Source organism: Roseomonas sp. TAS13, from assembly GCF_001950415.1.
In the GTDB taxonomy this organism is placed as follows: Bacteria; Pseudomonadota; Alphaproteobacteria; order Acetobacterales; family Acetobacteraceae; genus Roseomonas; species Roseomonas mucosa.
The window spans coordinates 1-10,152 of record NZ_BDLP01000153.1; the positions used below are offsets into that span (position 1 = coordinate 1).

Consider the following 10,152-nt stretch of genomic DNA (forward strand, 5'->3'; position numbering starts at 1 on the left):
GAGCTGTGCGTAGATGTGATCAAGAGACAGCCCCGACGCCCGGCCCGCCGGACCGTGCCCCGGCCGCCGCGTCGGCGCTGACCACGCTGCCCAACGCCATCACCTTCGTGCGGCTCTGCGCCGTGCCGGCGACGGTCTGGCTGATCATCCAGGGGCGCTTCGACCTCGCCTTCCTGCTGTTCCTGGGGGCGGGGCTGTCCGATGCGCTGGACGGCTGGCTGGCCCGGGTGCTGGATGCCCGTTCGAGCCTGGGCGCGGTGCTCGACCCGGTGGCGGACAAGGCGCTGCTGGTGAGCAGCTATGTCGCCCTGGCGGCGACCGGCGTGCTGCCCGACTGGCTGGCCATCCTCGTGGTGTTTCGCGACGTGCTGATCGTGGGGGGCGTGGTGATGTTGCGCATGATGGGCATGCCGCCCCGGATCAGCCCCTCGCGCCTGTCCAAGGCGAACACGGCGCTGCAGATCCTGCTGGTCGCGGTGGCGCTCCTCCTGCGCGGCTGGCCCGGGCTCCTGCCCGGGGCCTTCCCTCTGGCGTTGCTGGCGCTGCTGGTGCCGCTGGTGGCCGTCAGCACCCTGCTCTCCGGCGGTGCCTATGTGCTCGCGGCGGCGCGCGGGGAGGGGCGGGCATGAGGACGCTGCCGCCGCCGGTCCCGCCCGCCCCGCCGGCCGAGCGGCGCGTCACGCCGGCCCCCGCGGCGGCGCCGGCGCCATCCCTGCCTCGCGGGCCGCAGACGGCCACGCGCGCGCAGCGGATCGGCCTGGCGCTCGGCCTGCTCGCCGCCCTGCTCGGGACGATCTGGCTCTTCTCGCCGATCCTGACGCCCTTCGTGCTGGCGGGCTGCATCGCCTATTTCCTCGATCCGCCCGTCACCGTCATGGCCCGGGTCGGGGTGCCGCGGGGCGTTGCCTCTGCGCTGCTGATCGCCTGCCTCTGCGCCCTGGTGCTGCTGGCCCTGCTGCTGCTCTACCCGCTGTTGATCTCCCAGGTGGGGGTGTTGCTGGCGCGGCTGCCGGCCTATGCGGCGCGGATCGGGGCGGGGGTGCGGGACCTGATCGCGGCCGCCGCCGAGCGCCTGGGGCCGGACACGATCAACGGCCGGCTGCAGGACCTGGCGGTGAACCAGACCGGCGCCATCCTGGGCTATGTCGCCACCACGGCGGCGCAGTTCATCGGCGGTGCCAGCGGGCTGCTCAGCGTCGGCTACGCGCTCTTCACCTATGCGGTCGTGACCCCGGTGGTGGGCTTCTACCTGCTGCGGGACTGGCCGCGGATCATCCTGCGGATCGAGTCCTGGCTGCCCCGGCGCTATGCCAGCACCACGCGCGCCCTGGGGCGGGACATGGACAGGGTGCTTTCCGCATGGCTGCGCGGCCAGCTGATCTGCTGCGGCCTGCTCGCGGTGTATTATGCTGTGGCGCTCTCGGCGGTGGGACTCGAACTGGGCCTCCTGGTCGGGCTTCTGTCCGGGATGCTGTCCTTCATCCCCTATGTGGGCTCGCTCACCGGGCTGGTGACGTCGCTGCTCCTGGCCGCGGGCCAGTTCGGTTCCTGGGAAGGTGTTTTGCTGGTGGCGGCCGTTTACGTGTTCGGGCAGACGATCGAGGGCTACGTGATCTACCCGCGCCTGCTGGGCGACCGGGTGGAGCTGCACGCGGTCTGGGTCATCTTCGCCCTGTTCGCGGGCGGCGTGGCCTTCGGCTTCCTGGGCGTGCTGCTGGCCGTGCCCATGGCGGCGATGATCGGGGTGATCGCGCGGCACTGGCTGCGCCGCTACCTCGCCAGCCCGCTCTACCTCGATCCGCCGCGGACCGGGCTGTGAGGCGGGGTCCGACCCCCCCGCATGGCGGGGCGCCGGGGAGGGGGGCGTGAGCGGCCGCCAGCTCCCGCTGCCGCTTGCCCTGCCGCCCGAGCGCGGCGCGCCGGTGATCTCGGACCGTTCCAACGCCGTGGCCCGCACCTGGCTGGCGGCGCCGGACGACTGGCCGAACGGCCGTCTGGCGTTGTTCGGGCCGGAGGGTGTGGGCAAGTCCCTGCTGCTGCGCCAGGGCGCGGCGCGGCTGGGCCTGCGGGTGCTGGAGGGGCCGTCGCTGCGCGGCGTGCCGGACGGGCTGCCCTCCGCCGTGGACGACGCCGACTGCGCGGCGGAGGAGGAGGCGCTCTTCCACCTCTTCAACGCCTGCGCCAGCACCGGGGCGCTGCTCCTGCTGGCGGGGCGGGAGCCGCCGGCGCGCTGGCGTGTGCGCCTGCCCGACCTCGCTTCCCGCCTCCGCGCCACCCATGCGGTGGAGATCGAGGAACCCTCGGAGCAGCTCCTCCGCGCCCTGCTGGCGCATCACTTCGCCGAGCGCCAGGTCAGGGTGGACGCCGCGACGCAGGACTGGCTGCTGCTGCGCCTGCCGCGGGAGGCCGCGGCCGTCTCGCGCGCCGCTGCGCGGCTGGACCGGGCGGCACTGGCCACCGGGGGGGCGGTGACGCGCGCCCTGGCGCGGCATGTCCTGGCCGACCTCCCCGGCTTCGGCAGCGACGAGCCGGCGGGCGAGGAACATGACGTTTCCGTGGCATCGCCAGGGGACGGCTCGAACCCCATGCCCAAGCTGCTGTAGTCTGGAGCGCCTGGTCCGGGCCTCTTGCTCCCGGGCCTGACCGAACACGGCGCCCATGAGGGAACCCACCAGATGGACGCGATCTTTACCGGCGAGATGCCGACTGTCCCGGCGGAGCTGCCGCCCGACATGCCCTCGGGCGACCTGCACACCCTTTCCTGGCGCTTCATCAACCGTGAGTTGTCCTGGCTGGCCTTCAACGAGCGTGTGCTGGAGCAGGCCTCCCATCCCGACCATCCGCTTCTGGAGCGGCTGCGCTTCATCGCCATCTCTGCCAGCAACCTGGACGAGTTCTATTCCGTGCGCGTCGCCGGGCTGGTCGGGCAGGTGCGGGCGGGCATCACCAAGCTCTCGCCCGACGGGCTGACCACGGCGCAGCAACTCGCCGCCATCCACGAGCGCGCCGGTTCGCTGATCGAGGCGCAGCGCATGGCCTGGCGCGAGGTCCGGGTCCTGCTGCGCGAGGCTGGGATCGCCGTGCTGGAGCCGGCGGAGCTGGAGGAAAGCGAGCGTGCCTGGCTGGAGAGCTGGTTCATGGAGCGGGTCTTCCCCGTCCTGACCCCGCTGGCCGTCGATCCGGCGCATCCCTTCCCCTTCATCGCCAACCTCGCCCTCTGCCTCGTGCTGAAGCTGATCCGCGAGGAGGACGGGGGCACCATGCGCGCCCTGGTGCCGCTGCCCTCGCAGGTGGAGCGCTTCGTGCGCCTGCCGCCGCGCGGGGAGGGCAAGGGCGACGGGGTGATCCGCTTCGTGACCATGGAGGATCTGGTCACGCTGAACCTGCCGCATCTCTTTCCCGGCTACATCCCGGCCGAGCGCGGTCTGTTCCGCCTGATCCGCGACACCGACGTGGAGTTCGAGGAGGAGGCCGAGGACCTCGTCAGCTCCTACGAGACGGCGCTGAAGCGCCGCCGCCGGGGACAGGCGATCCGCGTCACCGTCACCACCGACACGCCCTCCGACATGGTGGACCTGGTGGCGGAGGAGACCGAGGCGGACCGCACCGGCGTCTTCGCCGTGGAGGGGCTGCTGGGGCTCAGCGACCTCAGCCAGCTCATCGTGGACGACCGGCCGGACCTGCTCTTCACGCCCTACACGCCGCGCTTCCCGGAACGCATCCTCGATTTCGGCGGGGACTGCTTCGCCGCGATCCGGTCCAAGGACATCGTGGTCCACCACCCCTACGAATCCTTCGACGTGGTGGTGCAGTTCGTGCGGCAGGCGGCGCGCGACCCGAACGTGGTCGCCATCAAGCAGACGCTCTACCGCACCTCCCGCGACAGCTCGATCGCCCGGGCGCTGATCGAGGCGGCGGAGGCGGGCAAGTCCGTCACCGCCATGGTGGAGCTGAAGGCGCGCTTCGACGAGGAGCGCAACATCGCCATCGCGCGGCAGCTCGAAGCCGCCGGGGTGCAGGTGGTCTATGGCTTCGTGGACCTGAAGATCCACGCCAAGGTCAGCCTCGTGGTGCGGCGGGAGGGCGGGACGTTGCGCTCCTATGCCCATTTCGGCACCGGCAACTACCATCCGGTGACGGCGCGCATCTACACGGACATCTCCTTCTTCACCGCCGATCCGGGACTGACCGGCGACGCGGCGCGGCTGTTCAACTACCTGACCGGCTATGCCCGGCCGGAGAAGATGCAGTCGCTCGCCTTCTCGCCGCTCACCATCCGGCCGACCCTGATGGGGCTGATCGAGCAGGAGATCGCCTTTGCCCGGAGCGGCCGGGCCGCCGGCATCTGGCTGAAGATGAACTCCCTGGTGGACGAGCAGCTGATCGACGCGCTTTACCGCGCCAGCGAGGCCGGGGTGCGGGTGGACTGCGTGGTGCGCGGCATCTGCTGCCTGCGCCCCGGCGTGCCGGGCCTGTCCTCCAACATCCGGGTGAAGTCCATCGTCGGGCGCTTCCTGGAGCATTCCCGCATCTATGTCTTCGGCAACGGGCACCGGCTGCCCTCGCGCCGGGCACGGGTCTTCATCTCCTCGGCCGACTGGATGGCACGCAACATGGATTGGCGGGTGGAAACCATGGTGCCGGTGGAGAATCCCACCGTCCATGCCCAGATCCTGGACCAGATCATGGTCGTGAACATGAAGGACACCGCCCAGTCCTGGACGCTGGGGCCGGATGCGACCTATCGTCGCCTCGATCCGGGGCAGAAGCCGCTTTCCTCCCACGACTGGTTCATGACGAACCCGTCCCTGTCCGGGCGGGGCAGCGCCCTGAAGCGGGTCCGCACCGCGCCGCCGCGGCGGCGGCCCGACCGCGTGGCCCAGGATTGACAAGGCGCTGACCGGTCCGGAACCGTCCCGGCGGGGCCGGGCGCAGGCCCGCTCCGCCAGCACGCACCTGGACCGGCGGTTGCGGCGGCCAGGTGGTCGCGGCATGACGCCAGGGCAGGAAGTGAGAGAATTACCGATGGACGCAGCCGCTCAAGCCCTTCCAGCCGAAGCCGTCCCGCATCCGCCCCGCTGTGGCGTGGTGGATCTGGGCTCGAACTCCGTGCGACTGGTGGTCTTCGAGGGGCGGGGCCGCAACCCGGTGCCGATCTTCAACGAGAAGGCGGTGCTGGGACTGGGGCGGGGCCTGGAGACCACGCGGCGCCTGAACGAGACGGCGGTGGAACAGGCGCTGACCGTGCTGGAGCGCTACCATGCCGTGGCCCGGGCCATGGCGGCCGATCCGCTGGAGATCCTGGCCACCGCGGCGATGCGCGATGCCGAGAACGGCCCAGCCTTCGCCGCCGCGCTGCGCGAGCGCATGCCGGGCGTGCCGATCACCGTGTTGAGCGGGGAGGGCGAGGCGACCCTTTCCGCCGAGGGCGTGCTGCTGGGCTTCCCCGAGGCCGACGGCATCCTGGGCGATATCGGCGGCGGCTCGCTGGAGGTGGTGGACCTCAGGCACGGACGGGTCGGCGATTCCGCCAGCCTGCCGCTCGGGGTCATCCGCCTCGCGGAACGGGCCGGGGGGGACATGACCCAGGCGCGGGCCATCGCCGAGGCCGAACTGGCCCGGGTGCCCTGGCTGGTGAACGGCAAGGGGCGGGACCTGTATCTCGTGGGTGGCGCGTGGCGGGCGATCGCCAAGGTGCACATGGTCGAGGCCAACTATCCCCTGTCCATCGTGCACCATTATGTCCTGACGCGGGAGGAGGCGCGGAACCTCTGCGGCATGCTGATCGGCGCCAAGAAATCGGCGATCGAGAAGGTGCCCGGCGTTCCGGCCAAGCGCGCCGGGGACCTGCCCTTCGCCGCCGTGGCGCTGCGCCGCCTGCTGCGCGCGACCGGGGCCGACCGCGTGGTCTTCAGCGCCAACGGGCTGCGGGAGGGCTGGTATGCCCGCCACATCGCCCCTGCGGTGCGGGGCGAGGACCCGCTGCTGGCCGCGAGCTATGAGATGGCGGCCCGGTTCGGGCGCGACGAGAGCCTGCCGCCGGCGCTGTTCGACTGGACCTCGCCGCTCTTCCCGGAGGAGACAGCCTATGACCGTGCCCTGCGGCTGGCGGCCTGCTGGCTCTCCGATACGGGCAGCCACGACCACCCGGACTACCGCGCGGAACAGTCCTTCCTGCGCGTCCTGCGCCAGCCCGGCGTGGGGTTGGACCATCACGCCCGGGCCTTCCTCGCCCTGGCCGTGGCGCTGCGCTACGAGACGAGCCCCCCCGCCGCGACCCTGGCGCCGGCGCGGGTGCTGATGGGGGCGGCCGAGATGCGCCGGGCGGAGCTGCTCGGCGCCGCCCTGCGGCTGGCCTATACGCTGTCCGGCGGGACGCTGGCGCTGCTGAACGCCGCGTCGCTGTCCGTGGCGGACGGAACCCTGCGCCTGACGCTGCGGGAGCACAGCGGGCTCTTCGCCGGCGAAGGGGCGCAGCGGCGGCTGGAGCTGCTGGCCGGGATGCTGAACCTGAAGGCCGAGATCAGGCTCGGCTGAGCCGGGCGGCGCCCCAGGTTCAGCCGCGCGGGCGGCGCTCCTGCATGATCTCCAGCTGGAGCTGCTGGATCTCCGCGAGCCTCTCCCATTGCCGCATCAGCAGGTGGTCGAGCTTCTCGTGCAGGTTGCGCACCTCGAGCTCGACCTTCAGGTTCACGGCATAGTCGTTGAGCGCCCGGGCACGGTCCTTCGCCTCCTGCCGGCGCTGGCTCATCATGATGACCGGCGCCTGGATCGCGGCCAAGCAGGACAGGACCAGGTTGAGCAGGATGAAGGGATAGGGATCGAAGGAGCCCTCGCCTCTCCAGAGGTTGTAGGCCATCCAGACCATGAGCACGATCGCGAAGCTCAGCAGGAAGGACCAGGAGCCGCCGAAAGCGGCCATGATGTCCGCCAGCCGCTCGCCCAGGCTGCGGTGCTCGTCGTAGTCGTCGTCGGTGTTGGCGGCGAGGGTGGAGGAGGTGGCGAGGCTCTGCGCCACCTTGTGCTCCAGCTCCCCCAGCTCGCCGCGCTCCTGTTCCAGCATCTCCTCGACGCGGGCGGCGCGCAGCCGGGCCACCTCGCCGCGCGAGATCAGCGATTCCTCGGTCAGCCCCGGGTACTTCTGCATGAAGCGTTCCGCCAGGGAGGGACGGAGCAGGGTCAGCGGCACCAGATCCTTGCGCGAGAGCACGCGGCCGGTGATGGCGCAGACCCCTTTCCTGTGCGGCGGGCCCGCCGATGCGCCGTCACGCGGCGGATGGGCGAGAGCGGGATCTTCGGCGGTGTCGTCGGACATGGGGCCGTTCCAGAGGATGGTTCTTCCGCAATGCGGCAAGTCCCGATTCTCAGGGAACGGTCCCGGTGGGCAATGGAGGAAGCGGCCGGTGGCCTCGTCCTGCCCGCAAGGCAGGCATGCGGAGCCTTGACCGTGACACAGGGCCGCCTCCAGAAGGAAACCCGGCCGGCGCGGGGCGGATGCCAGGACTGGCGCCTCATCCCCCCGACCGAATTGCGGCATCTGCGATGGCTCTCGCGCCCCGGCGCCCGGAGGCATTCCCGTTCCGCCCCGCCTGGCTCCTCATGGGAGCCGGCCTCGGGGAAGGGTGTCACGGGAGCGTGCCCTGGACGAAGCGGCGGCCGCGCACACCTGTCCTCGTGGCCGCGGCCCGGTGGGCGGCGGGGGCCGGGTGGATGGGAAGGGAACAGGAAGCGTTCATGTCGCCGAACAACACGCCGGAAGCGCCGATGGCGGCCCCCCTGGTTTCCTCGAACCGCCATCTGCGCCTGACCATCGCCGGCGCCATGCTGACCATGATCCTGGCGGCGCTGGACCAGAACATCGTCAACACCGCACTGCCGCGCATCGTGGCCGACCTCGGCGGGGCCTCGCACCTGTCCTGGGTGGTGACCGCCTTCCTGCTCACCTCCACGGCCACCACGCCGCTCTACGGCAAGCTCAGCGACATGTATGGGCGGAAGCGGCTCTTCTACCTCGCCATCGCCGTCTTCCTGGCCGGCTCCGTGCTTTGCGGTCTGGCGCAGGACATGCTGCAGCTGATCCTCTTCCGCGCCTTGCAGGGGCTCGGGGCGGGCGGGCTGATGACCCTGGCGCAGACCGTCGTCGGCGATGTGGTGGCGCCGCGCGACCGCGGCCGCTACCAGGGGCTCTTCACCGGCGTCTTCGCCGTCAGCTCCGTCGCCGGGCCGCTGGTGGGCGGCGTGCTGACCGAGGCGCTCTCCTGGCGCTGGGTCTTCTACGTCAACCTGCCCGTGGGCGCGGCGGCGCTGGCGATGATCGCGATCGGCCTGCGCCATCCTTCCGCGCTGAAGCGCCGGCAGATCGACTATCCCGGCGCGGGGCTGCTCGCCGCCGGCACCACGGCGCTGCTCCTCCTGCTGAGCTGGGCGGGCACCCTTTTCGCCTGGGCTTCCATGCCCATCCTCTGGCTGGGCATCGCCGCCCTCGGCTTCTTCGTGGCCTTCGTCCTGTGGGAGCGGCGGGCGCCGGAGCCGATCATCGGGCTGCACCTCTTCCGCGAGCGCGTCTATGTCTCCGGCGTGGTGGCCTCTGCCATGCTGGTCTTCGCCATGATGGGCACGACCGTCTTCCTGCCGCTCTACTTCCAGCTCGTGCTCGGCATGACGCCGACCCAGGCCGGGCTGATGATGCTGCCGCAGGTGGCGGGCATGATCTTCTCCTCGATCCTCGGCGGCCGGCTGGTTTCCGCCACCGGGCGCTACAAGCCCTTTCTGATCGCGGGCGTCGGCGCCGAGGCCCTCGGGCTTTGCGGCCTCGCCATCCTGGCGCGCCTCGCCGCGCCCTTCTGGGCCTTCGAGCTTTGCATGCTGGTCCTCGGCCTCGGCATGGGCGTGGCCATGCCGAACATCACCACTTCGGTGCAGAATGCGGTCAACCCGCGCGAGCTGGGCGTCGCCACCTCCTCCATGTCCTTCCTGCGTTCCCTGGGCGGGGCGCTGGGCGTGGCGCTGTCCGGAGCGCTGATGATGGCCTGGCTGAACAGCATCCTGGCCGAGACCGTGCGGGGCCTCGACGTACAGGCCTTGCTGGAACACGGCGTGCGCGCGCTGGAAGGGCTGGGTGCCGACGAACAGAACCTCGTCGCCTCGGCCTATCGCGGCGCCATCGCCATGAGCTTCACCATGAGCGGCGTGGTGATGTGCTGCGCCTTCCTGCTCGTGCTGACCCTGCCCGCCCTGGCGCTGCGCAAGGCGCACGAAGGCCCGGCCCCCGGTGCCCCAGGGGCGCCGGCGCGGCAGGCGGCGGAATAGGCCCGGCAGCGCGGCTCCCGCTCCCGCCAGGGAAGGAGCGGCCCGGGCAGCGGCACGCTGGCGGCGGAATCCCCTGACTTACGGGCCGCCGCCCTGTCCGACGCGGCGGGACACCGCCGCGCCGATGATCAGCAGGGCGGGGCCGCCCTGGCTCCAGCCCGGGCCTTGCGCCGCCAGTTCCGGCAGGGTGCCGGTCAGGACGCGCTGGCTGTCCCGCCCGCCATTCTCGATCAGCGCCGCCGGGGTGGCGGGGTCCAGCCCCGCGCCCAGCAGCCCGTCGCGGATGCGGGGCAGGGTGACGACGCCCATGTAGATCGCCAGCGTATGGCCGGGCCGGGCCAGGGCGGCGAAGTCCAGCCCGACATCGCCGTTGCGGGTATGGCCGGTGGCGAGCACCAGGGCCTGGGCGCAGTCGCGATGGGTGAGGGGAATGCCCGCTCCGGCGGCGCAGGCCAGGGCGGCGGTGATGCCGGGCACGGTGGCATGGGGGATGCCGGCGGCGTCCAGCGCCTCCGCCTCCTCCCCGCCACGGCCGAAGACGAAGGGGTCGCCGCCCTTCAGCCGCACGACGCGCTTGCCCTCGCGGGCGAGGGAGACCAGCAGCTCGTTGATCCGGTCCTGCGGCACGCAGTGGTTGGAGCGGGCCTTGCCGACGAAGATGCGCCGCGCGTCCCGCCGGGCGAGGTCCAGCACCTCCTCCGGCACCAGCCGGTCATGCACGATGACATCGGCCTCGCCCAGCACGCGCAGGGCGCGCAGGGTCAGCAGATCGGCGGCCCCCGGGCCGGCGCCGACGAGGTGCACGAAGCCGCGGGGGGCGGTATCCGCCCGGTCCAGCGTGGC

8 protein-coding genes are annotated in these 10,152 nt (G+C 71.8%); 6 read left to right on the forward strand and 2 right to left on the reverse strand.

Annotated elements, in window-relative coordinates; translation table 11 throughout:
• Window positions 1–5: 5 nt before the first annotated feature.
• From ROTAS13_RS13050 to ROTAS13_RS13070, 5 genes are all read left to right on the forward strand, one after another.
• On the forward strand, window positions 6–629 hold the full coding sequence (locus ROTAS13_RS13050) for a CDP-alcohol phosphatidyltransferase family protein (RefSeq protein WP_083755518.1): 624 nt from the start codon (window positions 6–8) through the stop codon (window positions 627–629).
• Window positions 626–1,819 (forward strand): AI-2E family transporter, encoded by a 1,194-nt coding sequence (locus tag ROTAS13_RS13055; RefSeq protein ID WP_079253237.1) that lies wholly within the window; start codon window positions 626–628, stop codon window positions 1,817–1,819. The genes ROTAS13_RS13050 and ROTAS13_RS13055 overlap by 4 nt, the downstream gene beginning before the upstream one ends.
• A 46-nt stretch (window positions 1,820–1,865) precedes the next feature.
• Complete coding sequence (locus ROTAS13_RS13060) at window positions 1,866–2,603, forward strand: hypothetical protein (RefSeq protein WP_075822558.1); 738 nt, start codon at window positions 1,866–1,868, stop codon at window positions 2,601–2,603.
• A 72-nt stretch (window positions 2,604–2,675) separates the two neighbouring features.
• Window positions 2,676–4,889 carry an RNA degradosome polyphosphate kinase gene (locus ROTAS13_RS13065; RefSeq protein ID WP_079253238.1) on the forward strand — a complete coding sequence of 738 codons (2,214 nt, stop codon included), beginning with the start codon at window positions 2,676–2,678 and terminating at the stop codon, window positions 4,887–4,889.
• Between the two features lie 136 nt (window positions 4,890–5,025).
• Window positions 5,026–6,537: a Ppx/GppA family phosphatase gene (locus ROTAS13_RS13070; protein ID WP_075822559.1), complete on the forward strand. Its 1,512-nt coding sequence runs from the start codon at window positions 5,026–5,028 to the stop codon at window positions 6,535–6,537.
• A 19-nt stretch (window positions 6,538–6,556) separates the two neighbouring features.
• Here the strand turns inward: ROTAS13_RS13070 and ROTAS13_RS13075 are convergent, their stop codons facing one another.
• Window positions 6,557–7,315 (reverse strand): DUF1003 domain-containing protein, encoded by a 759-nt coding sequence (locus ROTAS13_RS13075; RefSeq protein ID WP_075822560.1) that lies wholly within the window; start codon window positions 7,313–7,315, stop codon window positions 6,557–6,559.
• A gap of 419 nt (window positions 7,316–7,734) precedes the next feature.
• Between ROTAS13_RS13075 and ROTAS13_RS13080 the strand changes: the two genes are divergently transcribed.
• A complete protein-coding gene (locus ROTAS13_RS13080) occupies window positions 7,735–9,309 on the forward strand; it encodes an MDR family MFS transporter (RefSeq protein ID WP_075822561.1) in 1,575 nt (524 codons plus the stop codon).
• 78 nt (window positions 9,310–9,387) lie between these two features.
• Here the strand turns inward: ROTAS13_RS13080 and cobA are convergent.
• Window positions 9,388–10,152 (reverse strand): uroporphyrinogen-III C-methyltransferase (gene cobA / locus ROTAS13_RS13085; protein WP_075822562.1); only part of this gene is annotated, 765 nt, incomplete at its 5' end.

Bases quoted from the DNA above. Each gene is read 5' to 3' on its own strand.
- ROTAS13_RS13055 (WP_079253237.1), top strand. From the start codon at position 626: ATGAGGACGCTGCCGCCGCCGGTCCCGCCCGCCCCGCCGGCCGAGCGG.
- ROTAS13_RS13075 (WP_075822560.1), bottom strand. From the start codon at position 7,315: ATGTCCGACGACACCGCCGAAGATCCCGCTCTCGCCCATCCGCCGCGT.
- ROTAS13_RS13065 (WP_079253238.1), top strand. From the start codon at position 2,676: ATGGACGCGATCTTTACCGGCGAGATGCCGACTGTCCCGGCGGAGCTG.
- ROTAS13_RS13070 (WP_075822559.1), top strand. From the start codon at position 5,026: ATGGACGCAGCCGCTCAAGCCCTTCCAGCCGAAGCCGTCCCGCATCCG.
- ROTAS13_RS13080 (WP_075822561.1), top strand. From the start codon at position 7,735: ATGTCGCCGAACAACACGCCGGAAGCGCCGATGGCGGCCCCCCTGGTT.